Consider the following 23,831-nt stretch of genomic DNA (forward strand, 5'->3'; position numbering starts at 1 on the left):
TCAAGCGCGGTCAATATTAGCCGGCTAACTCGGCCGGACTATCTCGGCCCGGACTATCTCGGCGTTGTGCCGAGCACCAGATGCGGCACCTGCTTCAGCCTGAGCGCTATGTCTGCGGTCTCGAAGGATTGTGTCCGGACATTCTCATAGTCCAGCTGGCCGTATCCTTCGTAGCATTGCTTCACCAGCGCGAAGAAACGGTCTCTGAGTTCGAACGGCAATTGCGGGCAGATCCAATCGAGCAAATCGAACTTGCTGCGAAGGAACCACTGGTAATAGGCAGTCTTCATCTGCGGCAGGCGGGCAAACAGCGCCTCCACCTCGGCAAACGCCTTGAAAACCTCGAACCGCTTTTCCGTGAAGACATTGGTGAGCTGCGCCCCGTCCTGGTAGACGCGGTGGCCGATGAGATAGCGGTTCATCATGCCGATCTTCCGCGCATGCATATAGATATGCCAATGCGCGTAGATATCGTTGTGAACGCGCGTCTCGGAGAAGCGCAGGCCGGTCTCGCGGCAAAGCCTGGCACTGACGATCTTGTTCCAAGGAAAGTTCACGGTGAAGAGCAGTCGCCCGCACTGGTCGAGCGTGAAGACACGGATGTCGGTATCGCCGACGAGCTCCTGCCAGGCATCGTTGTCGATCGGCAGCATCGGGTCGAGACGGCCGCTCTTGTCGGTGACATAGCGATAGCGAAACACCATCACGTCACAACCGCTGGCTTCCATATGATACACGACTTCATCGATCGAACGATGCGCAAGCATATCGTCGGCGTCGAGAAAATAGTAGTAGTCGCCACGGGCGGCCGCCATGCCGGCATTCCGGCTGTATCCGGCTCCGCCATTTTGCGGATTGCGCAGCAACCGCACGCGGTCGTCGCGCTGAGCATGTCGCTCGACGATCATCGAGGTCGCATCGCGGGACATGTCGTCGACGACGATCACCTCCAGGACGTCCCGGTTCTCAAGAACCGCCGCAATCGTTTCGCCGATGGACTCCTGCGCGTTGTAGGCGGGGATGATGACACTGACTTTGCTCACAAGGTCTCCTGATAATGCCACGGATACCGAATCTCTGGGTGCCGGTCATACCATGTGCTTCTTGCCGTCCGGCCTTTTCCAGGGGAAGCGGCCCCGGAGCCGGTACGCCCTCGCCTCGATACGCAGGATGGCGCCTCCGGAAACATAGGGGGTGGAACTTGCACTGAACTGGAGCACGGGGATCCCACGGCAAGACAAGCAGGATGGGTTCTCCAGCCCCGCGAAAGCAATCCGGCTTATGCAGGGATCAAAGTCGGCGCACGGAATCGCGCCGATGCACTGTGGAGAAATCGATGTCTTCTGCCCAAGCCCCTGTTCTTTCGATCTGCGTTCCGACCTATAACCGTCAGTTCATGCTCGAGCGGAACATCAATTTCCACTTGGAGGAATTTCGCCGGCTGGGTCTCCCCTTCGAAATCGTCATCGTCGACGACTGCTCGACAGACAGCACCGCCGCCTATATCCAGTCGATCTCGCATAACCCGGAAATCAGCGCCTATCGCCGCGCGAGCAATTCCGGTTTCATTAGCAATTACGCTTTCGCCATGCAGAGAGCCCGCGGCCACTACGCGGTCTTTCTCGGCGACGACGATCTCCTGATTCCGGAAAAGGTGGTCGAGTATCTCCGTATCATGGTGGACGACAAGAACATCGGCATGATCCAGGCGCCGTGGCTCCTGGTCGATGGCCGGCCGGGCGGCGGCGATATGCAGCCCTTCTATCACCTCTCCTATCCGACGCGTCTTTCCAAGGGCGATTTCCGCTCGATGCTCGAATTCATTCTCGATCGCCATATCTTTCCCGAATTCATGATTATCCGGCGCGACGTTCTGACGAAGTCGATTTCCAGCCCCACGCCCTTTATCTTCTGGGCATTCCTTTACACGACCCGCGCCTTGGACAAGGCCGACGTGCTGTTCATGCCGGAGCCATTCGCTCGCGTGACCGCCGTTTCCGACGATCCGCGCCTGCAGCAGGGCAACAAGGAATGCATGTTCCAGTGGGATACCTACAGGGGCGGCCTCGAATATCTGGCCTCGCAGGCGCTCCGCGACAACAGGTATCCGCCGGATTATCGCGGATCGCTGATGCCGCGCATTACCGAGTTCATGCTGCAGCGTCAGGCTGTGGCCATGCGCTTGCATGTCAATGCGCAGAACTGGGTCGAAGCCTATATCATGTATCACCGCATGGCGGCCTACCTGCCGACACCGCTGCCTCAGGAATCCTACGATCAGATCCGCAAGCTGGCGGGTATCGCGACCGCGGCAACGGAGGCGATCGCTTTCAACGGCGAGCCGGTCATTCTCGAGCCGATCATCGACGACGGCACGATCAATCTTCTCTCTCCGTCGATCCGGCAGCATCTTACGAGAGAAGCGCCTCAGACCGGCGGTTACGGCAGCAAACCGAGGGCATACCTCCGCTTCACCGAGGATTTCCCGGCCAATCCTGGCCCGAAGGACGGCCTGTTCAACATTCTCAGCTACATCGACCAGTTCGTCTGAGATTCGGCGGATAGCTGAACCGCTGCAACAGGGCTCCGCCGCGCAAAAGCGCAGCGGAGCCTTTGACGTTACGGGCTCGTTCAACCCGGCAGCATTTCCGTCACGGCAATGATGGGGCCGAGCGGAAAAAGACCGTCGCGCCTTCGCCATTCGGGAATGTCGAGGCTGGAGATGCTGCCGTCCAGAAACAGCGCGTTCCCGCATTGGAGGTCGTCGCGGAAAAGGGTCGCAAAATCGTGGAAGCGCACCGCTCCATCGGAAATGGCGAAAACGACTTTGCCATCAGCGGCAACCCCGACGCCGTTTCTGACCTTCAGGCTGGTGCTGTCGGCCAGAAATGACGGATGAAGCTTGCCATTGACGACGAGCATGGGGCCGGATTGGGTTGCGTAGAAAGGCTTGATGCCGGAAGCGGCGAAGGCCTTGCTTTCCATGATCCCGGCCTTGCCCGATCCGAGATAGAACACCCCGTTCGGCAACAGGTGGAAATTGCCCCATCCCTTGTTGGTATTGATCGCCTTCAGTTCACGCCCGTTTTCGATGAAAAGACCGACAGGAGATTGGTCGTCGAGATACATGCCGCCGTTCATGGCGAAGCGCACGTAGATGCGATCCTGGCGCAGGTCGTTTTCCAAGGCCCGAAACGAACCATAGGGCTTGCCGCTGCGGTCGTTCTGGAAAATCTGGATATCCTCTGCAGCCGGATCGAAGGTGCACACCGTATAGCCGTCGCCCAGATGCTGGACCTTGCGGCAGGCTTCGCCGGCCGACGCGGCCGCCGCATAGGCAAGAACGGCAAGAATGACCATCAATCGAATCAAACGCATAGCTCCGCATGAACACCACAGGCTCCAGAACACATCGCAATGCGGCGAAACAAGGAGCCTTTGAAACTAAAGGTGAAGTGCCGCCATGTGGAATGCAAGCTGCGCGGCGGGATAGCGATAGTCGGCCCCGATCGGACAGGCGTTGCGCGCAAGACAACCACCCGTCATGCACCCTGCCCGCCCGTCCTGCGTGCGCAAATGCGAGCGACAGCTCTGCACCTCGAATGCCGCCGCCGTGACGGCATCGGCGGGACAGGCCGCAAGACAGGGCTTCTGCGCACACCGATCGCATGGGTTCGCGGAAAGGTCCCGTGTCTCGGCATTCTCCAACGCTTCGGCAAATCCCAAAGCACCGCGATAGCCGTGCCACAGGCCATATTCCGGATGGATCAATATGCCAAGCGGCGATGCCTTCAACCCCTCGGCCTGCATGGCCCATCGCTGGAACGGCTGCCAGGGAGGATCCGAAGGGAAATAGGCCGTCGCCCCCAGGTTCTCCGCGACCGGCCGGATGATCGCCTTCGACCAGTCGTCGAGGGGGTCTTGGCGCAGCCTGTTGTCCGGCATATCCCGCCAGGCCGAAAATGCCGGCCAGATCGAACCACCGATATTGCCGAGCAGGACGACGCTGCGGGCGCTTGTGCCATCCGTCAGCAACGGTCCCTCGCCTTCGCCGAAAGACAGGTTGCCACGAACGAAAACTCCGTGGACGCCGAGCGCCGCACGGAGCTGTTCGAATAGTTCAGGACCGCGGCTCACCGCGGCCCCTTATATTGATAGTGCGGCCGCCAGACCTCCTTCTGGATCAGATCGGCAACGCGTGTCGCTCCGCCTTGCTCCCTGGCGGCCTCGGGCTCTCTTCAGGTGAAGGCGTCCGGCATCGAGTCCTTGCGCTTCTGGATATAGGCAAGCAACGCCTCGTCGACAGCCGGATCGAGCGGCGGCGCTTCGTAGTGGTCGAGCCAGGAGCGGCAAAGCGCATTGGCGCGATCCTCGATGCGCTTCTGGCCTTCGATTTCCCACTGCTCGAAGGAATTGTTGTCGGCAAGCGCCGAGCGATAGAAGGCGGACTGGAAGTTGGCCTGCGTGTGGCCGCAGCCGAGGTAGTGGCTTCCGGGTCCGACTTCGCGGATGGCATCCAGCGCCTGGCCGTTGTCGGACAGATCGATGCCTTCGGCCATCTTCTGCATCATGCCCAGCTGATCCTGATCGATCATGAACTTTTCGTAGGAGGAGACGAGACCGCCTTCCAGCCACCCTGCCGCATGAAGCACGAAATTCGTGCCGGCCAGCAGCGTCATGTTCAACGTGTTGGCCGATTCATGCGCAGCCTGCGCATCCGGCACCTTCGAAGCGCACAGCGAACCGCCGGTACGGAACGGCAGGCCGAGACGGCGGGCGAGCTGCGCCGCGCCATAGGAGACCAGCGACGGTTCCGGCGTGCCGAAGGTCGGCGCACCCGACTGCATCGAGATGGATGCGGCAAAGGTGCCGAACAGCACAGGCGAGCCCTTGCGGATCAGCTGCGTGAAGGAAGCGCCCGCCAGCACCTCGGCCAGGATCTGCGTCAGCGTACCGGCAACCGTCACGGGGCTCATTGCGCCGGAAAGGATGAAGGGCGAAACGACCGATGCCTGATTGTGCTTCGCATAGACCTTCAGGGCGCCGAGCATGGTCTCGTCGAACACCATCGGCGAATTGGCGTTGATAAGGTTCAGCGTCACGCAATTGTTCTCGACGAAATCGTCGCCGAACACGATTTTCGCCATCGCAATCGTGTCTTCGGCGCGTTCCGGCGCCGTGACCGAACCCATGAACGGCTTGTCGGAATATTTGATATGGCTGTAGATCATGTCGAGGTGGCGCTTGTTCACCGGAATGTCGACCGGCTCGCAAACCGTGCCGCCGGACGAATGCATCGACGGCGCCATATAGGCGAGCTTCACGAAATTGCGGAAATCCTCGATCGTCGCATAACGGCGGTTGCCGTCGAGATCGCGGACGAAGGGCGGCCCGTAGACGGGAGCGAAGATCGTCGCCTTCCCGCCGACATGGGCATTGCGGGCGCTGTTACGCGCATGCCAGGTAAATTCCTTCGGCGCCGTCTTCAGGAGTTCGCGGCAAAGCCCCTTCGGGAAGTGAACGCGCTGGCCGCGCACATCGGCTCCGGCTTCCTTCCACAAGGCCAGAGCCTCCGCATCGTCGCGAAACTCTATGCCGATTTCCTCCAGCACCGTATCGGCGTTGCGTTCGATAAGTGCCAGCCCCTCTTCATCCAGCACTTCGTAGACGCCGATCTTGCGGACGATATAGGGAAGCGAAGGGCCAGCTCCGCCGCCGGTACGCGACGCGCGCCGTGCGGCGGCACCCCTGCCCTCGCTGCGCGAACGCCGTCCACCGCCTTCATTGCCTGCAGCCGGTTGCTCAATCATATCGTCCATGATGTTTCCTCACTCTTGCGCATGGAAGCGTCTATCATGACCCTATGCTACCCGATTCCGCCAGACGGACGTTCCTTAATGCGCCAGCAATTAGCATAGGACAGACATCGGCGCGCCAATAACGACTGTTCTCCATTCGTCGCGATTGATCCGCGCGACGTCGCTTTCGAAAAGAGTTTTGGCAGACTTCGGGTCTATCGATAATAGCGACAGTGTTTTATACAAGCCTCTGATGCATTGCACGAAAACGGGATGGAGCGCATGTCTGACGACGAAATCATTCTCGCGGAACTTTCTGATGAGGAACTTGTGCAGCAGATGCATGACGACCTCTACGACGGGTTGAAGGAGGAGATCGAGGAAGCAACGCAGATCCTTCTCGATCGCGGCTGGACACCCTACGATGTTCTGACGCAGGCGCTTGTCGAAGGCATGCGCATCGTTGGCATCGATTTCCGCGACGGCATTCTGTTCGTTCCGGAAGTCCTGCTTTCCGCCAATGCGATGAAGGCCGGGATGTTCATCCTGCGGCCGCTGCTGGCGCAGACCGGCGCGCCGAAGCTCGGCAAGATGGTGATCGGCACCGTCAAGGGCGATATCCACGACATCGGCAAGAATCTCGTCGGCATGATGATGGAGGGCGCCGGTTTCGACGTCATCGACCTAGGCATCAACAATCCGGTCGAAAACTATCTCGACGCCATTGAACGCGAACAGCCCGATATTCTCGGCATGTCCGCCCTGTTGACGACGACGATGCCCTATATGAAGGTCGTCATCGACACGTTGAAGGAAAAAGGCCTGCGCGACGATTACGTCGTTCTCGTCGGCGGCGCACCGTTGAACGAAGAATTCGGCAAGGCGGTGGGCGCGGATGCTTATTGCCGCGACGCTGCTGTCGCGGTCGAGACCGCCAAGGAATTCATGAAGCGCAAGCATAACAGTCTGGCTGCAGGCGCCTGATTACGGCAACCTTGTACCGGCGGCAACCGAAGGGGTTGTCGCCGGCTCATCGGCATCCCAAATCAGTTATTGAGCAGCTTTCTTGACGGTGTGACCGGCATCCTCGGTTGCGTTCACTGCGTTTGCAGTGTCTTTGCCGACGCCGCGAATGGTATTCGCGCATGAAGCAAGGACCATGAGGACTGCGCAGGCGGTGGCAATTTTGCTGAGTGTCGGTGCAGTCATGATTGGGAACCCTCTCTGAATGGATATCGATAGACAAAAGCCGGAGGCAACTCCTCCGCGTGGTAAACGCACGACAGAGAAAAAAGTTCATGTGATCGCGTGCGGCGCAATCGCGCGCGAAATACTGGCGCTCACCAGAATAAACAGGCTCGATCACATCGATCTGCACTGTCTTCCCGCGATCTACCATTCCTATCCGCAGAAGATCGCTCCGGCTCTGGAACAGGCCATTGCGGATGCCCGCACGCGCGGCTTCGAGAAGATTTTCATCGGCTATGCGGATTGCGGCACGGGAGGGGATATCGACAGGATTTGCGAGCGCGAGAAGATCGAACGGCTTTCCGGCCCGCACTGTTATTCCTTCTTTACGGGCAATGAGGCTTTCGCGGCGCGCGACGACGATATCACCTCGTTTTTCCTGACAGACTTTCTGGCCCGTCAGTTCGAAGCCTTCGTCATCGTTCCGCTCGGTCTGGATCGTCATCCGGAACTGCGCGACATGTATTTCGGCAACTACCGCAAGGTGGTCTACCTCTCGCAGGAGGAAGATCCCGTCCTGCAGGCAAAGGCCAAGGAAGCAGCCACCTATCTCGGCCTTGACTACGAATATCGCTACACCGGTTACGGCGATCTCGCCCGCGAATTGCCGACCGTCTGATTGCGACGCACATGTCGCTTTTCCGCCTTCCTATTCTTTACCGGGACCGACATGCTGGACGAGTCACGGACATTCAACCACAGTTCGAACCCGGTCGTTTCAAAGGATAATGTGCGCTGAGGATGCTTGAAGGCGAGGTTTTCATGTCGCGTCGCTTTTCGGCATGTGCCGCGTCGTGGCGAGCGCAGTCCGATGGTCGGCCGGCGTGCATTCTTGCGTGAAGAGGAGATTATGTGCATGGCGGATCGCATTGTCGTCTACTGGCGGGACATCCCGGCCCAGGTGATTATCAAAAAGGGCAGGCAGACTGCAAAACGCGAGCTTTCGCTGCGCTTTACCGAGGCAATCGACATGTGCGCCATGCGCACGGGTGCGGCCGAAACGGACGACTATCTTGCCGAATGGCGCAAGGCGGACCCCGTGCCGGTCTCCGACGATCTCGAAGCCGAGGCGGACAAGGCCGCGGGCGAACTCGAGGCCGCCTATGATCGCGAACGGCTGGTGGCGCTGGTGAAGGCCGGAGGCCGCGACCATGGCTGACGCCCTTCCGAAGCCAGGCAACGCCGCGGCGGGAGCCAAGGCTGCGAGCGGCGCCTATACGCCGGCCGGCGTCTCTCCCAATCGCCGCGCCCGGCGCAAATACACGGTCCGTCTCTGGGCCGTACGTCACTCACGCTTCCTCGAGTGGTTCTATCGCCGCTTTGCCGACGCCTTCCTCGTGCTTCATCCATTGTGGAAGGCATTCGGCTACGAGCGTGTGGAGCGCCCGATCACCTTCATCGAACGCAACGTGAAGGGCTTCCTGTTCGATTGCCGCATGTGCGGCCAGTGTGCGCTGTCTTCGACGGGCATGTCCTGCCCGATGAACTGTCCCAAGCAGTTGCGCAATGGGCCATGCGGCGGCGTGCGCGCCAACGGCAACTGCGAGGTGGAGCCCGACATGCCCTGCGTCTGGGTGCAGGCCTGGAACGGCTCGAGAAACATGACCCAGGGCGACGCGATCCTGAAGGTGCAGAAGCCCGTGAACCAGTCGTTGCGCGAAACCTCCTCCTGGCTTCGTGTCACGGCGGAAGCGGCAGCGGCCCGCGAAGCGGCGAAAAAGGAAGCCTGAGCGATGGCGCACATCGATGAAAATCCGCTTGGCGTGCATCTGCCGCTCGATCCCCTGCCCGGCCATTATTCGCTTGGACGGCTGGAGCGTGTGCTTCGCCGCGGCGAATTCGCCGTGACCGCCGAGCTGAACCCGCCCGACAGCGCCAATGCCGAAGACGTCTACGAGCGCGCCGCCATCTTCGAAGGCTGGGTGGACGGGATCAACGCCGTCGATGCCTCCGGCGCCAACTGCCATATGTCCTCGGTCGGAATCTGCGCCTTGCTGACGCGCATGGGCTACGCGCCCATCATGCAGATTGCCTGCCGCGACAAGAACCGCATCGCCATTCAGGGCGACGTGCTGGGTGCTGCCGCCATGGGTGTGTGCAACATCATGTGCCTGACCGGTGACGGCGTGCAGGCCGGCGACCAGCCGGGCGCCAAGCCGGTCTTCGATCTCGATTGCATGTCGCTGCTGGAGACCGTGCGCGTCATGCGCGACAACGCGAAATTCCTCTCCGGCCGCAAGCTGACGTCCCCACCGAAAGTGTTTCTCGGCGCCGCGATCAACCCCTTCGCGCCGCCTTACGACTTCCGCCCCTATCGGCTGGCAAAGAAGATCGAGGCCGGGGCACAGTTCGTCCAGAGCCAGTATTGCTACGACGTGCCGATGTTCCGCGACTATATGAAGAAAGTGCGCGACCTCGGCCTGACCGAGAAATGCTTCATTCTCGTCGGTGTCGGACCGCTCGCATCGGCAAAGACCGCCCGCTGGATGCGCTCCAACGTGCCCGGCGTCCACATTCCCGATGCCGTCATCAAACGCATCGAGGGCGCGCAGGATCAGAAGAAGGAAGGCAAGCAGCTCTGCATCGACATCATCAACGAGGTGAAGGAGATCGAGGGTGTTTCCGGCGTTCACGTCATGGCCTACCGCCAGGAAGAATATGTCGCCGAAATGGTGCATGATTCCGGCGTGCTGAAGGGCCGCCAGCCGTGGAAGCGCGAGGCGAGCCGCACCGACGCCCTGGTTGCTGAGCGACTGCACCAGATCAGCGAAGGCAGGGAAGAAAACCAGCAGGCAATGGCGGAAATTGCGGCCCATCATACGCCCCAGCAAGCACATTGATTTCGACAGACCACAACAGGCCGGCGCAGCAGCCGAGCGGCTTGTAACCCAAATCAGGGCACGATAGACCAGCTATCGGGCCAACCGACCAGAGGATCTGACATGACGCGTACCATCGTTGCCTCCGCCACTCGCGAGATCGTCATCGGTTTCGACCAGCCCTTCTGCGTGATCGGCGAGCGCATCAACCCGACGGGGCGCAAGAAGCTTGCCGCCGAGATGATCGAAGGCAATTTCGACACCGTCATCAAGGATGCGCTGGAACAGGTGGCCGCCGGCGCGACCATGCTCGACGTCAACGCCGGCGTCACCTCGGTCAACCCGAACGAAACGGAGCCAGGGCTTCTGGTACGGACGCTGGAGATCGTGCAAGGGTTGGTCGACGTACCGCTCTCGATCGACAGTTCGGTCACCGCGGCCATCGAGGCCGCGCTGAAGGTCGCCAAGGGCCGGCCGCTGGTCAATTCGGTGACGGGCGAAGAGGAAAAGCTCGAAGCCATCCTGCCGCTGGTCAAGAAATACGACGTGCCCGTCGTCGCGATCTCCAATGACGAAACCGGGATTTCCATGGACCCGGACGTGCGCTTCGCCGTCGCCAAGAAGATCGTCGAGCGCGCCATGGACCACGGCATCAAGCCCGAGGATATCGTCGTCGATCCGCTCGTCATGCCGATCGGCGCGCTGGGCGACGCCGGCCGTCAGGTTTTCGCGCTGCTGCATCGCCTGCGCAACGAACTCAAGGTCAACACCACCTGCGGCCTGTCCAACATCTCCTTCGGCCTGCCGCATCGCCATGGCATCAATGCCGGCTTCATTCCGATGGTCATCGGCGCCGGCATGACGTCGGCCATCATGAACCCCTGCCGTCCGCAGGAAATGGAGGCCGTGCGCGCCGCCAACGTGCTGAACGGCACGGATGCCAATTGCACCAACTGGATCATGACCTATCGCGACTACAAGCCGGCGGAAGGCGGGGCGGCGGCGCAGGCGACCGCTGCTCCTTCGGCGGGAGGCGGACGTCGTGGCGGCCGTGCGGCGCGCGCCGGCGCCGGCGCGACGAGGGAATAGCGATGACCTACCCAAGCCGGAAGCTTTCCGACGACCTTGCCACTTTATGGATCCAGGCACCCATGGTCATGGGTATGCGCATGTCGCAAATGTGGATGACGGCTCTGACGGGCGGCCGCGTGAACACGACCGAATTCAACCGAATGATCACCGAAAAAGTGGCCGCCGCCGGGGAAAGCTTCATAGCCGCGAACATGGCGATGGCCGAGCAGAATATCGCGGCAATGACAGCCATGGCGACCGGACGAAACCCCTCCTCGCATCGGGCGGCGGATTCGATCGCCCAGGCAGCCGTCAAACCTTATAGCAAGCGCGTTCGCTCGAACGTGCGCCGCCTTAGCAAACAGAAAGACTGATCCGTGGCTCAAGCCGGCGACAGCGCGAATCCACTCGTCCTTTTCATGCCCTCCGGCAAGCGCGGCCGTTTCCCGGTGGGAATGCCCGTGCTCGAGGCCGCTCGGCAGCTCGGCGTCTATGTCGAAAGCGTCTGCGGCGGCCGCGCGACTTGTGGACGTTGCCAGGTCTCGGTGCAGGAAGGCAATTTCGCCAAGCACAAGATCGTCTCGTCCAACGACCATCTCTCGCCGATCGGCCCGAAGGAGCGCCGCTACGCCGAGGTGCGTGACCTGCCCGAGGGGCGCCGCCTCTCGTGCTCGGCCCTGATCCAGGGCGATCTCGTCATCGACGTGCCGCAGGATACCGTCATCAATGCCCAGGTGGTGCGAAAGGCGGCCGACGAGCGCGTCATCGCCCGCGATCCGGCCGTGCACATGTGCTATGTGGAGGTCGAAGAGCCCGATATGCACAAGCCGCTCGGCGATCTGGATCGCCTGAAGGCGGCAATCGCGGCGGATTGGAAATACGACAATCTCGAAGTGGATTTTCACCTCATTCCGCAGGTGCAGTCGATCCTGCGCAAGGGCGAATGGAAGGTGACGGCAGCCATTCATCGCGACCAGGACAACGAGCGTCCTCGCCTGATCGCGCTCTATCCGGGCCTGAAGAACGAGGCTTACGGCATCGCCTGCGATATCGGCTCGACGACGATCGCCATGCATCTTTCATCGCTGCTGTCGGGCAGAACCGTCGCATCGGCCGGCGCCTCGAACCCGCAGATCCGCTTCGGCGAGGATCTGATGAGCCGCGTCTCCTACGTGATGATGAATCCCGACGGCCGCGAAGCGATGACCAACGCGGTCCGCGAGGCGCTCAACGGCTTGATCGACAAGGTCTGCGCCGATGGTGGCGTCTCGCGCGAGGATATTCTGAACGCCGTCTTCGTCGGCAACCCGATCATGCACCACCTCTTCCTCGGCATCGACCCGACCGAGCTTGGCGGCGCCCCCTTCGCGCTCGCCGTCTCGGGTGCGGTGCATCTGAAATCGGCTGAAATCGGCCTGCCGATGAATGCCGGCACGCGCGTCTACATGCTGCCCTGTATCGCCGGCCACGTCGGCGCCGATGCCGCTGCCGCCACGCTTGCCGAGGGGCCGCATCGACAGGATGAGATGATGCTGCTAGTCGACATCGGCACCAATGCCGAGATCGTGCTCGGCAATCGCCAGCGCGTCGTCGCAGCCTCCTCGCCGACCGGTCCCGCCTTCGAAGGCGCTGAAATCTCCAGCGGCCAGCGCGCGGCACCGGGCGCGATCGAACGCGTTCGCATCGATCCCGTCACGCTGGAGCCGCGCTACCGCGTGATCGGCATCGAAGCGTGGTCGGATGAGCCGGGCTTCGAGGAAGACGCCGCCAAGGTTGGCGTGACGGGCATCTGCGGCTCGGCCATCATCGAGGTCGTGGCCGAAATGTTCCTGACCGGCATCATCTCGGAAGACGGCGTGGTCGACGGCTCGATGGCGGCGCGTTCGCCGCGCATCCTGCAGAACGGCCGCACCTATTCCTATCTTCTGCGCGACGGCGAACCGCGCATCACGGTGACCCAGAACGATATCCGCGCCATCCAGCTTGCCAAGGCCGCGCTCTATGCCGGCGTCAAGCTGCTGATGGACAAGCAGGGTATCGATCATGTCGACCGCATCGGCCTTGCCGGCGCATTCGGCACCTTCATCGACCCGAAATACGCCATGGTGCTCGGCCTCATTCCCGATTGCACGCTCGACAAGGTGAAGGCCGTCGGCAACGCCGCCGGCACCGGTGCGCGCATGGCGCTTCTCAACCGCGGCCATCGCCGCGAGATCGAGGAAACCGTCAGCAAAATCGAGAAGATAGAGACGGCGCTTGAATCAAAGTTTCAGGAGCATTTCGTCTACGCCATGGCTCTGCCGAACAAGGTGGACAGCTTCCCGGAACTCTCCAAGGTCGTGACCCTGCCGGAGCGCAAACAGATCCCCGACGAGGCAGGAGAAGGCGGCGGCCGCAGGCGTCGCCGCAGCCGCGAATAAGATGCAAATGGCCGCGGTTCACGCGGCCATTTTACGCCCGATCTCGACAAAGGCCTGACGAATGCTGTCAGCCACCGCCTTCATCGGCCCGGTCATTTGCGACGCCGTCAAAAGACGAATGTCGAATGACGTCAGTTCCGGCAGCCCTTCGCTCGGTCCGAGGATCTCCATATCCTCCGTGACGTAGGATCGCGGAAACGGTGCAATGGCCAGATCGGAAACGACCGCGGCACGTTGCGCCATTGTGTGGGCGCTGAGATAGGAGACGCGATACGGACGCTTCTGCCGCTCCAGCTGCGCCATGGCCTCCGACCGCCAGATACAGCCTTCCTCCCAAATGGAGATCGGCAAGGGATCGCGCCGATAGGCGGTGCCGCACTTGGCGCCGGCCCAGACGAGACGCTCCGTATAGATCACTTCGCCGTCCGTCGGGAACGGCCGCGTGGCGCAGTTGATCAGCGCCAGGTCCAGTCGCTGTTCCTCGATGCGCTTCTTCAGCTGTATGCTCATATCGACCGTCACATCGACCATGATGCCCGGATAGCTTTCGGAAAAGCTCTTGAGAATGCTGGGCAACAGCCGCTCGCCTATATCGTCGGGCGCACCCAGACGAACAACGCCGCTGAGTTCGGGCATGATGAAGCGCGATACGGCCTCGTTGGACAATGCCAGAATGTTGCGGGCATAAGAAAGCAGCATCTCTCCGTGCTGCGTGAGGCTCACGGAGCGGGCATCACGCAGAAACAGCATCACGCCCAGCTGCTCTTCCAGCTTCTTGATCTGCATCGAAACGGCGGATGGCGTGCGGAACACGGCGTCGGCGGCGGTGGAGAAATTTCCCGTCTCGGCAATGGCGACGAAGGTGCGCAGAACTTCATTGTCAAGCAACGGTATGGGCCGGCGGAACGGAACGGTCATATCGATCACCTTTCAATTTTTCTGATGATAAGCACCATATCATTTCATTTGTCTGAATGTCAACGAAGCCCCATATTAGTTGTCATGGAAATTCACGCGGACAGCCGCAAAGGAGCAAAATCATGGCTGGCACGGCATTGGGCGAGGCATCCCGCCTTTATACCCTTCTTCAGGTTCGGAAGATTCAACGGACGGCACAACACACGCTCGACGAGATCGCGACACGCTTTCCCGCCCATCTGATCGATGACGTCAATGCGCGCGGCCTGCCGCCGGACAGAACACTGACCCCTCTCGAACGAAAGTCCGGCCAGATACTTTCGTTCAAAAATACTAATGGCAATCATAAGATCTATTCGTTTGATTGATGAATTCGCTCGATCCATATTGAAGCGTCGATGGACGTCGGATTTCGAGCGATCGACATGGAAAGGAACCCGGAAATGACCACGATCAGTTACAGACATCCAAGCACCATGGGGACCTCGCTTCCCTCCAGTGGTGGCTATATGCCCCTCTTCTCCCGCATTGCCCGTCGCTGGCAGCAATGGCGTTCGCTCCGCGAACTTGAGTCTCTGTCCGACGACATGCGCAAGGACCTGGGCTGGCCGGCCGCAAGCGATGGCAAGAATTCGCAGGCGATGCGATGACTGCAGGAAGCCATAAACACTGAAGGCGGCGCTCAACCCAAGAGAGTGTCGCCTTTTGAACATTTAGCATCCAGACGCGCATTCAGACTTAATCTTGAGAATTACCCCCATATATATTTAGTTGTCCGGGCATATTGCTTGCCTCCCCTCTGCCTCCCTCCTCCGGCGTCGCATTTTTCATAGCAAGCGCAAATATCTCTTTGCGGCCGCGATTATCCATGCCAATGTCGCTAATAGACCATCGAGCCGACGTATTTGACGCAAGGAATACGTAACGGCCTGGAGCATGGGATTTTCACAATATGAGCAAGACCCCGATCAAGACGCGTTCCCTGGTTTTCTTTCTCGTTCCGCATTTTACCATGCTGCCGTTTTCCGCCGCGATCGAAACGCTGCGGATTGCCAATCGCATGCTGGGCTACCCCGCCTACACATGGCGGCTTGCCTCCAGCGACGGTCAGAAGGTCTATTCCTCCAGCGGCATCGGATTGGAGGTCAACTCCTCCCTCACGGACGAGCGCCGCTATCTCGGCGGCGAGAACCGCCCGAACATGGTGCTGGTCTGTTCCGGCATCTATGTCGAGGAGTTCCACAACAAATCGGTCAATGCCTGGCTGCGCGAAACGTACAATCGCGGCGTCGCCGTCGGCAGCCTCTGTACGGGCGCCCATGTGCTTGCCCAGGCAGGCCTGCTGAACGGCAAGCGCTGTGCGATCCATTGGGAGAACCTTCCGGGCTTCTCGGAGACCTTCCCTCAGGCGGAAGTCTATGCCGACCTCTACGAAGTCGACAGCAATATCTACACCTGCGCCGGCGGCACGGCTTCACTCGACATGATGCTGAATCTTATCGGCCAGGATTTTGGCGAAAACCTCGTCAACCGTGTCTGCGAGCAGCAGTTGACCGATCGTGTCCGCAGCCCGCACGATCGCCAGCGCCTGCCGCTGCGCGCGCGCCTCGGCGTGCAGAACGCCAAGGTACTGTCGATCATCGAGCTGATGGAGAGCAACCTCGCCGAGCCGCTGTCGCTTCTGGAAATCGCCGACGATGCCGGCCTGTCGCGCCGCCAGATCGAGCGCCTCTTTCGACAGGAAATGGGCCGCTCTCCGGCCCGCTACTATCTCGAAATCCGGCTGGATCGCGCCCGGCACCTGCTCGTGCAGTCCTCCATGCCCGTGGTCGAAGTGGCGGTCGCCTGCGGCTTCGTATCCGCCTCGCATTTTTCCAAGTGTTATCGCGAACTCTACAATCGCTCGCCACAGCAGGAGCGCGCAGAGCGCAAGCTGACCATGTCGACGAACCGCACCGGCATCGTCGTCTGAGAGCGTCGAAAATCAAGGCAATGGGATCGATGAAGGCGGCCTACTCGGCCGCCTCTTCCGTCATCTTGAAGTCGGAATAGACCTGATTGCGGCCATTGTGCTTGGCCATGTAGAGAAACTGATCCGCAGCATTGAGATAGTTGTCGAAGGATTCGTATCCGACGATCTCGGCCACGCCGATGGAAACGGTCACAGACAGCTCTTCGTCATCTGCGTGAACCTTCAGATCCGCAATACTGAGGCGAACCTCGTCGCATAGCGCGGTTGCGGCGCGGGAATTCATTTCCGTAAACAGAATGGCGAATTCCTCGCCGCCGAGGCGGGAGAGCAGATTATCGGTGCCGTCAAGCAATTCGTGAAGCCTGCCGGCAACGGCCTTCAGCACCTGGTCCCCGATCTCGTGACCGTAGGTGTCGTTCAGATGCTTGAAGCGGTCGATATCGAGAATCGCGACCGAGCTCGGACGCTGACGACGCAGGCACTCGTTCACCAGGCGCGGGCCGTGATCGTAGAAATAGCGCCTGTTGTAGAGGCCTGTCAGATAGTCGCTTGCCGCCGCCGCGCGCAACTGCTTCAGCTGCGACAACGTCTCCACGTTCAATGCGATGCGGCACTGCAGCTCCTCCGGAACGAAGGGACGATAGATGAAGTCGCTCGCGCCCGCCTTCAGAAATGTCGCAGATAGCAAACGATCGTTGGAAGACGAAATGCCGATGATCCGCATCCGGTCCGACCCGTAGCGATGCCGAATGCGCCGGGTCAGCTCATGGCCGTTCATGTCGGGCATGTTGTAGTCGGTGACGACGACTTCGATATCGTCGAAGGTTTCGAGCATCGCCAAAGCTTCGACGCCCGTGCCGGCTTCGGCGACCTTGAACTGCTGCGCGTGAAGCAGATCCGTCAGCATCGCCCGGGCGGACGGCACATCATCCACAACCAGAACGCGCGTCGAACGGTTGGCGATGGCGCGCCTGAGGGACGAGACCAGATTGTCGAGCGCGAACTCGCCATCCTTGAGCACATAGTCGACCACGCTGCGCTCCATGATGCGGTTGCGCGTCGTCATATCGAAAGATGCGGTGAAAACGATGGTGGGAATATTATGGGCAACGGCCACGTCCAGGGCCTCGCCATGAGCGGCATCGGGAAGATTGAGGTCGATGACCGCCATGGTGAAGTCGCGGCCCGTATCGGCCAGCGCTTCGTTCAACATCTTCAACGATGAGCAATGGACCACGGCGAGCCCGAGCTCGGTTTCAAACCGATGCGACAGCACAGCTGAAAACATGCGGGAATCCTCGACCAGAAGTATCTTCTGGTTGCCATTGCGGTGGCCGATGCCGCCGCTGAGGTATCCCACCTGCCGTACCATTTCCCTTCAATTCCTCCCGCATCCCCGGATGCATGAATATTCAGTCAATCGCTACTCTGGCTAAGCCGCCTTCTCCGTTATCCTGAACAGGATTCGTGAAAAATTGGAACCACAGATTGCGGAGATTTACATAAAAATGATTTTTCCTCACTTTTTCAGAGCCGCTCTTACCAGGTATTTCAATGCCTAGGCGGTTTCTTCGACCTTACGAGCGACCTGTATCTGCAGCAGGGTGTCCAGATTTTGATTCACGCGGCAGTAGAATTCCTCATCGATAAACGGCCGCAAGATGAAGTCATTGCCGCCCGCCTTGAGGAAGCGGGCCGAAAGCAGCCGGTTGTTGGATGAGGAAACACCGATGATGCGCAGCTCGTGCGAGCCGGTGGTGGAACGGATGCGTCGCGTCAGATCGAAACCGTCCATGTCGGGCATGTTGTAGTCCGTCACCATGAGACCGATATCCGGATTGGCCTTCAGGACCTCCAGCGCCTTGGCACCGCTCTCCGCGACGCTGACACGGAAGTTGTAGCGCTTCAGCCGGCTGGACAACAGGGCGCGTGCCGTCGCGCTATCGTCGACGATGAGGACATGATGACGGTGGTTGGTAAGGAAGCGGCAGATCGACTCCGCCAGCATGTCGACCGCGAACACATTGTCCTTGAGAATGTAGTCCACGACATCCTTGGCGATCAGTTCATCGCGGGTGCCTTCCAGGAAGGTGCCGGTGAAGGCGATCGTGGGAATGCTGAGATCAAGCAGGTAGGTCAGGGCCTCGCCCTTTTCCGCACCGGGCAGGTTCATGTTCGAGATTGCCAGCTTGATCGGCTCCGACGACTTGTCGTAGGCGAGCTGCAGCTCCTCGAAGGTGCGGCAAATCTCGACGTCGATATCCAGGAGCTCCTTCATCCGGGCTCGGATCATCGACGTAAAAAGATTGGAATCCTCGACGAGCAGAATGCGCGGCCCGGCAAGCGACGCACCGGAATATTGCATTCCAGAAACACCCAGAAATGGCATAATGAAAACCTGCTTTTGAAATATCGTCCCCTCTGTACCGTTCTAGGACAAAGCCTTTGCGGATGTGTTAAGCCGACTGGTTTCCCGGAAATGAAGAAAACAGCCGTCTTCGCCGCGGCCTGCCAGGCGTGCACCGCGCTTCTGCCCTCGTGAACCGGTGTCGGTCGTCAAAATTGACAGTGGGAATCCGAACCCGACAGGCCGGACGAGAGGCACGAGCCTCGGCCATCTCCGTTCGAAATGGTCACACAGGCGCTTCTGTCGGCCACCCGATCATTGCGCTGCCGTCCTGCCGCGGCGGCGGCCGGCGCCTTTCGCCTCAGGTGCATTCTCTTCGGCTGGCAAGGCCAGGCGTTCCGCGATGTGATTGTCCGCTTCCGGGCCGTCGGCAGAGTCCGTCAGCTCATTGGCGGCAACGTCCGCCTGGCCATTCTTCCTGCCGTCGCGAATGATATGCAGTTCCTGATGCGGATAGGGAATGGAAATCCCCTCCTCCTTGAACCGCTTCAGGATTTCGATGCGCAGATTGTTGCGGATCTCCATGCCGTCGGAAAGATCCGACAGGTAGAAGCGCATTTCGAAGTCGAGCGACGACGGACCGAAACGCAGGAATTCCACATGCGGCTCGGGATTTCTGAGAACCTTCGGGATCCCGCGCACCAGTTCCAGCAGAATATCCATGACCCTGCGCGGATCGGCGTCATAGCTGACGGATACCGGAATTTCCGAGCGGGCAAGCCTGTTACGATGCGTCCAGTTGCCGACCGAAGCGTTGATGAGTTCGGAATTCGGCACGATGATCGACTGCTTACGGAAGGTCTCGATCTCGGTGGCGCGCACGGAGATACGCTTGACGATCCCCTCCGATGTGCCCGACACGATCCAGTCGCCGACCTTGAACGGCCGCTCCACCAACAGGATCAGGCCGGATACGAAGTTCGACACGATGTTCTGCAGGCCGAAACCGATACCGACCGACAGGGCGCTGGCGACGAGCGCCAGGCTCGACAAGTCGATGCCGGCGGCCGAGATGGAGATGATCGCCGCGACCGCGATGCCGAGATAGCCGATACCCGTCTTCACCGAGTTGCGGACGCCGAGATCCACCTGCCCGCGCGCCAGGACGTTGCTGTCGAGCCAGCGCTGGAACCAGCGCGTGACAAGATAGCCGCCGGCGAAGAGCAGGATGCCGACGCAGATGCCGAGCAGCGAGATCGATATGTTGCCGATGCGGATTTCGGTAAACAGCTTGTAGGCGAAGAGTTCCAGATCCTGGATGTGGAAGCCCCAAGACAGCAGGATCAAGGGAATGCCCGTCAGCAACGCGACGGCATAGGTCGCAAGCCCGGCAGCAAGGCCGGCCTGGTCGAGCGCCACTTCGCCGAGCGTCAGGCGGTTCTCCAGAAAGCGGCCGATGATCGTTTCGGCAAAAACCCCCTGCTTGGACACGGCCTTGCCGAGCTGGAAGCCGAGATACATGGTCGCGATGACGGCGCTCGTCACGATCAGCTGCGTTGCCATGAACCGGGCCAAGCCGACATAGCCGATGAACGAAGTGAAGATCACCAATATGCCGAGAACGCGCAGGATGATCGCCATGCCGTGCGGCCAGCGGCGGCCGGGCGCATCCGGATCGCCATTCTTGGCAAGCATCGGCGAACCGAAGGACGCCGCAATGAGAATAAGGCCGATCAGCAGCGCCGCGAGAAAGCTCTTCGCCACGGTGACGACGACAGGCGAGCCCATGGACTCGCTGATGCGGTCGAAGACATAATCCAGGCCGTTGACCACGGCCATGGCCTGCAGGCACCAGGTCAGCGAATGCGCGCCCTTGTTCGACAGCTTGACGAGGCGCCAATGCGGCCGGAACGGCGCAAAGACGGCATTGCTCAAGCGACCGACGAAATAGACGAGGCCGATGAAGCCGAAAATCGCCGCCAGGATCGGCGCGATATCCGGCCGCAGCACGTTGAAATTCGAGAGGAAGAAGAAGGACGTGACCAGGAAGGCGGCCAGCGACAGCGTGCGGATCAGGGTCGACCAGAAGGCAACGGAGAGACGGCTGATATAGGGTGGGTTCTCGATCGTTTCGTCCTGGACGTAGTAACGGCGGAACAGCCGATATCCCCCGGACAGGAACAGCAACGCCGCGCCGATCGACAGGCAGACCGCGGCAAGGAACGAGGCAAGCTTTGCCTTCAGCACGAAGCCGATCCAGCTCGTCACCGCATCGCTGAACTTTATGCCCTCGTCGACGAGGGCTGCTCCGGCATCGCCAAATGTCGTCGCGGAAATATCCGTCCGCTTGAACAGCGTCTCCGCAAACAGCTTCCGGCGCATCTCCATCAATTGCATCGAAAGCCGGTTGGTCTCCGCTGTCAGGTTGTCGGCGTCGAGGATGACGGCGCTGATCTGCGAGCGCTCGGCGTTCAGCCTGTCGCGTTCCTGGGTAACGATCGGAGCTTCGGGCGGCTGCCCCTCCTTGGGGGCGGCGCCGAGCTGGGTCAGGCGGGTGTCGATCTCGGCGGTGCGGGGCTTCAGGCGTGCCGAAATTGCCGTGACGGAACGGTTGAGATCGTCAACCTGGCCGGATAGCGCCACCAGCGTTTCATCATCCATTTCAGACTGCTTGGCGCCGTCCTGGATCGCCGCGAAGGCCCTCTTCGCCTTGGCGAGATCGGCGACGGCGGCCTCGAGCAGTCCGTTGGCCAGCTGCGCAGGCTGTTGTTGATCCGTTTGCTGCGACGGTTGAGCCGGTTGCTGATCCTGCGCAAAGGCATACCCTCCGGCCGGCGGGACGACAGCCGCAATGAAGCCCAGTCCCAGCAGCAAAAGGGGCAGCAGAAACAGACGGAATTTCAGCGGGCGCAAGCAGAGCTCCTCGTCACACATGGGTCGCAGGCAGTGGATGACCGAAATCGCCGCAGAGAATGGAGAGCCGAGTCGTCCAGTATTGTGATTGCGAATTTCATAGTCTTTACGCATACGGCTTGTAAGACAAAGAAAGGCGACACAAAGGCATTTCACGCCTTTATCCGGTCCCGAACCCCAGCCGGAGCCGAATGTCGCCCACCTCATCTTGAAGACGACGTGCGAGACTGATCATTGCCCGCCCGGAAATAGGCCAGAGAAAAGCCTTGGCAATGGGTCAGTCCACGCCACGACCCTTTCGCAGGATCAGGATGAAAGCCACGCCACCGGCGAGCCCGGTGACGATGCCGATCGGCATATCCTCCGGCGCCATGATCAGCCGCGCGACGATATCGGCCCAGATCAAGGTCAGCGCGCCGAAAACGGCGCTCAGCGGCACGACGCGAACATTGTCGCCGCCGACCATCAATCGCACGAAATGCGGCACCATCAGCCCGACAAAGCCGATGGCGCCGGAGAACGCGACCATCACGCCGGTCAGCAGCGCTGTCACGACGAAGAGCAGCAGGCGAAACCGCGTGACGGCTATGCCGAGCGTGACGGCGGTTTCGTCGCCCATGGCGAGCGCGTTCAGTTCCCGCATCTTCGGGAGCAGCAAGGCAAGGCAAAACAGCAGTATCCCGGCCGGATAGACGAGGTGCTGCCATTGCGCCAGCCCCAGCCCGCCAAGCATCCAGAAGACGACGGTATTGGTGGCTCTCGGATCTCCGAGAAAGATGAGAAGGTTGCCGAGCGCCGTGAATACGAAAGCCACGGCCACTCCCGACAAGACCAGTCGATCGGCCGAATGGGAGCGTGTCAGGCGCGTCGTCAGCCCCACCGCCGCAGTTGCAGCCAGGGCGCCCGCGAAAGCAAACAGCGGCACCGTCAGCAGGCCGAGGATGAGGCCGGTGTGCAACAGCGCCAGAATGGCGCCGAAGGCCGCTCCCGAGGAAACGCCGAGAAGATGCGGGTCCGCCAGGGGATTGCGCGTCAGCGCCTGGAGCACGGCGCCGGTCACGGCAAGCCCCGCCCCGACGAGCGCCGCCAGCACGACGCGCGGGAAGCGAACGTCCCAGACTATGCTCTCCTGCCCGCCGGACCATGTGACGGGAAATGTGCCCGCGTGCAGCTTGTTGCCGACGATCGACCAGACGGTGGAGAACGGGATGGATGCCGAGCCGAGCGACACGCCTGCGGTGATCGACAGGATGAAGCCTATGGCAAGCAAGGGGATGAAAATGGAAAGGTTGAGGCGCATGCTCGAATCTTGAGAAGGAGATCCGCCCAATGATCGACTGGACGGATCGGCATTAGCGACAATCACATCGCGTTCGGATGAAAGGCCTTGGCCAGGGCGGCAATGGCCTCGATGTTGCGCGGCCCCGGCGTCGCCTCGACGTAAGGCAAGACGACGAAACGGTCGTTCTTTACCGCATCGATGTTCTTGAAGGCCGGGTTGCCCTTGAGGAAGGCGATCTTCTGCGCGGCGGTCACCTGCCCGTAATCGACGATGATGATGACTTCGGGATTCTTCTCGATGACCGGCTCCCAGGATACTTCGGTCCAGCTCTTCTCGACATCGTCCATGACGTTTGTGCCGCCCGCCACCTCGATCATGGCCGTCGGAATACCGTAGCGGCCTGATGTGAACGGCTTTTCCTCGCCGGAATCGTAAACGAAAACGCGCGTCGGCTTGTCGGCATGGCTAACCTTCGCCTGGATCTCGGCGAGCTGCTTGCGATAGCCGGCAACCAGAGCCTCGGCCCTGTCCTCGACGCGAAAGATCTTGCCGAGATTGAGAAGGTCGACAAACATGTCGTCCATGGTCGGCTTGTTCTTCTGCATGACGAAAATGCATGATTCCGTCAGCTCGTAGACCTTGATGCCGAAGGGTTCCAGGGTTTCCGGCGTCACCTCGCCCCCGACCTTCATGCCGTAGTTCCAGCCGGCAAAGTAGAAATCGGCGTTGGCACCAAGCAGCACTTCCTTGCTCGGATATTTCGGAGACAGCTCCGGCAGTTCCTTGATGCCCTCGCGCAGCTTTTCGTCCAGCGTCTTCCAGCCGGAAACGCCGGTGTAGCCGACCATGCGATCCTGAAGTTTCAGCGCCAGCATCATTTCGGTCAAATTGACGTCGTTGGAGACGGCGCGCTCGGGCGCCTTCTCCAACGTCACGTCGCGATTGCAGCTGCGTACCGTGACTGGCTCTGCCAGCGCCGCGCCCGCGAGCAAACCTCCCAGGAGCAATGCTGCGGCAGATAAGGATATGCGAGAAAACATGAA

General features: G+C 60.5%; 23 protein-coding genes. 12 read left to right on the plus strand and 11 right to left on the minus strand.

Going from position 1 to position 23,831, the window contains the following annotated elements; all coding sequences use genetic code 11:
* Positions 1-53 precede the first annotated feature (53 nt).
* Positions 54-1,043: a glycosyltransferase family 2 protein gene (locus tag ACQZ6J_RS01160; RefSeq protein WP_449081333.1), complete on the minus strand. Its 990-nt coding sequence runs from the start codon at positions 1,041-1,043 to the stop codon at positions 54-56.
* Positions 1,044-1,336: 293 nt separating this feature from the next.
* Here ACQZ6J_RS01160 and ACQZ6J_RS01165 point away from each other — a divergent pair, with 293 nt between their 5' ends.
* The gene (locus tag ACQZ6J_RS01165) at positions 1,337-2,551 is read left to right on the plus strand and encodes a glycosyltransferase family 2 protein (RefSeq protein ID WP_163987588.1); all 1,215 of its coding nucleotides are present in this window, start codon (positions 1,337-1,339) and stop codon (positions 2,549-2,551) included.
* Between the two features lie 80 nt (positions 2,552-2,631).
* Here the strand turns inward: ACQZ6J_RS01165 and ACQZ6J_RS01170 are convergent, their stop codons facing one another.
* From ACQZ6J_RS01170 to ACQZ6J_RS01180, 3 genes are all read right to left on the minus strand, one after another.
* Positions 2,632-3,378 carry a phosphodiester glycosidase family protein gene (locus ACQZ6J_RS01170; RefSeq protein ID WP_449081335.1) on the minus strand — a complete coding sequence of 249 codons (747 nt, stop codon included), beginning with the start codon at positions 3,376-3,378 and terminating at the stop codon, positions 2,632-2,634.
* Positions 3,379-3,444: 66 nt separating this feature from the next.
* Positions 3,445-4,137 carry a ferredoxin gene (locus tag ACQZ6J_RS01175; RefSeq protein ID WP_449081337.1) on the minus strand — a complete coding sequence of 231 codons (693 nt, stop codon included), beginning with the start codon at positions 4,135-4,137 and terminating at the stop codon, positions 3,445-3,447.
* 101 nt (positions 4,138-4,238) lie between these two features.
* Positions 4,239-5,819, minus strand: coding sequence for a trimethylamine methyltransferase family protein (locus ACQZ6J_RS01180; protein ID WP_163987590.1), 1,581 nt, complete (start codon positions 5,817-5,819; stop codon positions 4,239-4,241).
* Positions 5,820-6,080: 261 nt separating this feature from the next.
* Here ACQZ6J_RS01180 and ACQZ6J_RS01185 point away from each other — a divergent pair, with 261 nt between their 5' ends.
* On the plus strand, positions 6,081-6,782 hold the full coding sequence (locus tag ACQZ6J_RS01185; RefSeq protein WP_163987591.1) for a corrinoid protein: 702 nt from the start codon (positions 6,081-6,083) through the stop codon (positions 6,780-6,782).
* A gap of 66 nt (positions 6,783-6,848) precedes the next feature.
* On the opposite strand, the gene ACQZ6J_RS01190 is transcribed toward ACQZ6J_RS01185, so the two are convergent.
* Positions 6,849-7,007 carry an entericidin domain-containing protein gene (locus ACQZ6J_RS01190; RefSeq protein WP_163987592.1) on the minus strand — a complete coding sequence of 53 codons (159 nt, stop codon included), beginning with the start codon at positions 7,005-7,007 and terminating at the stop codon, positions 6,849-6,851.
* Positions 7,008-7,026: 19 nt separating this feature from the next.
* On the opposite strand from ACQZ6J_RS01190, the gene ACQZ6J_RS01195 reads away from it, so the two are divergent.
* From ACQZ6J_RS01195 to ACQZ6J_RS01225, 7 genes are all read left to right on the plus strand, one after another.
* Positions 7,027-7,665 carry a DUF1638 domain-containing protein gene (locus ACQZ6J_RS01195; protein WP_449081340.1) on the plus strand — a complete coding sequence of 213 codons (639 nt, stop codon included), beginning with the start codon at positions 7,027-7,029 and terminating at the stop codon, positions 7,663-7,665.
* A gap of 237 nt (positions 7,666-7,902) precedes the next feature.
* A complete protein-coding gene (locus ACQZ6J_RS01200; protein WP_449081342.1) occupies positions 7,903-8,205 on the plus strand; it encodes a virulence factor in 303 nt (100 codons plus the stop codon).
* Positions 8,198-8,776 (plus strand): methylenetetrahydrofolate reductase C-terminal domain-containing protein, encoded by a 579-nt coding sequence (locus ACQZ6J_RS01205; RefSeq protein ID WP_163987594.1) that lies wholly within the window; start codon positions 8,198-8,200, stop codon positions 8,774-8,776. The genes ACQZ6J_RS01200 and ACQZ6J_RS01205 overlap by 8 nt, the downstream gene beginning before the upstream one ends.
* Before the next feature lie 3 nt (positions 8,777-8,779).
* A complete protein-coding gene (locus ACQZ6J_RS01210; protein WP_163987595.1) occupies positions 8,780-9,886 on the plus strand; it encodes a methylenetetrahydrofolate reductase in 1,107 nt (368 codons plus the stop codon).
* Between the two features lie 102 nt (positions 9,887-9,988).
* On the plus strand, positions 9,989-10,954 hold the full coding sequence (locus ACQZ6J_RS01215; RefSeq protein WP_449081345.1) for a methyltetrahydrofolate cobalamin methyltransferase: 966 nt from the start codon (positions 9,989-9,991) through the stop codon (positions 10,952-10,954).
* Positions 10,955-10,956: 2 nt separating this feature from the next.
* The gene (locus ACQZ6J_RS01220; protein WP_449081347.1) at positions 10,957-11,310 is read left to right on the plus strand and encodes a hypothetical protein; all 354 of its coding nucleotides are present in this window, start codon (positions 10,957-10,959) and stop codon (positions 11,308-11,310) included.
* A 45-nt stretch (positions 11,311-11,355) separates the two neighbouring features.
* Positions 11,356-13,356, plus strand: coding sequence for an ASKHA domain-containing protein (locus tag ACQZ6J_RS01225; protein WP_449082728.1), 2,001 nt, complete (start codon positions 11,356-11,358; stop codon positions 13,354-13,356).
* 18 nt (positions 13,357-13,374) lie between these two features.
* Here ACQZ6J_RS01225 and ACQZ6J_RS01230 read toward each other — a convergent pair whose 3' ends face one another.
* Positions 13,375-14,274 carry a LysR family transcriptional regulator gene (locus tag ACQZ6J_RS01230; RefSeq protein ID WP_449081348.1) on the minus strand — a complete coding sequence of 300 codons (900 nt, stop codon included), beginning with the start codon at positions 14,272-14,274 and terminating at the stop codon, positions 13,375-13,377.
* A gap of 122 nt (positions 14,275-14,396) precedes the next feature.
* Here ACQZ6J_RS01230 and ACQZ6J_RS01235 point away from each other — a divergent pair, with 122 nt between their 5' ends.
* From ACQZ6J_RS01235 to ACQZ6J_RS01245, 3 genes are all read left to right on the plus strand, one after another.
* The gene (locus ACQZ6J_RS01235) at positions 14,397-14,642 is read left to right on the plus strand and encodes a hypothetical protein (RefSeq protein WP_163987599.1); all 246 of its coding nucleotides are present in this window, start codon (positions 14,397-14,399) and stop codon (positions 14,640-14,642) included.
* Positions 14,643-14,717: 75 nt separating this feature from the next.
* The gene (locus ACQZ6J_RS01240) at positions 14,718-14,924 is read left to right on the plus strand and encodes a DUF1127 domain-containing protein (RefSeq protein ID WP_163987600.1); all 207 of its coding nucleotides are present in this window, start codon (positions 14,718-14,720) and stop codon (positions 14,922-14,924) included.
* Positions 14,925-15,226: 302 nt separating this feature from the next.
* Complete coding sequence (locus ACQZ6J_RS01245; RefSeq protein WP_163987601.1) at positions 15,227-16,246, plus strand: GlxA family transcriptional regulator; 1,020 nt, start codon at positions 15,227-15,229, stop codon at positions 16,244-16,246.
* A gap of 40 nt (positions 16,247-16,286) precedes the next feature.
* Here the strand turns inward: ACQZ6J_RS01245 and ACQZ6J_RS01250 are convergent, their stop codons facing one another.
* From ACQZ6J_RS01250 to ACQZ6J_RS01270, 5 genes are all read right to left on the minus strand, one after another.
* Positions 16,287-17,618: a diguanylate cyclase gene (locus ACQZ6J_RS01250; RefSeq protein WP_163987602.1), complete on the minus strand. Its 1,332-nt coding sequence runs from the start codon at positions 17,616-17,618 to the stop codon at positions 16,287-16,289.
* A gap of 186 nt (positions 17,619-17,804) precedes the next feature.
* Positions 17,805-18,635, minus strand: a complete 831-nt coding sequence (locus ACQZ6J_RS01255) for a response regulator (protein WP_163987603.1) — start codon at positions 18,633-18,635, stop codon at positions 17,805-17,807.
* Positions 18,636-18,908: 273 nt separating this feature from the next.
* A complete protein-coding gene (locus ACQZ6J_RS01260) occupies positions 18,909-21,506 on the minus strand; it encodes a mechanosensitive ion channel family protein (protein ID WP_449081351.1) in 2,598 nt (865 codons plus the stop codon).
* Between the two features lie 277 nt (positions 21,507-21,783).
* The gene (locus ACQZ6J_RS01265) at positions 21,784-22,806 is read right to left on the minus strand and encodes a FecCD family ABC transporter permease (protein WP_449081353.1); all 1,023 of its coding nucleotides are present in this window, start codon (positions 22,804-22,806) and stop codon (positions 21,784-21,786) included.
* Positions 22,807-22,868: 62 nt separating this feature from the next.
* A complete protein-coding gene (locus ACQZ6J_RS01270; RefSeq protein ID WP_449081355.1) occupies positions 22,869-23,828 on the minus strand; it encodes an ABC transporter substrate-binding protein in 960 nt (319 codons plus the stop codon).
* Positions 23,829-23,831: the final 3 nt, after the last annotated feature.

The organism is Rhizobium sp. A37_96, assembly GCF_053521765.1.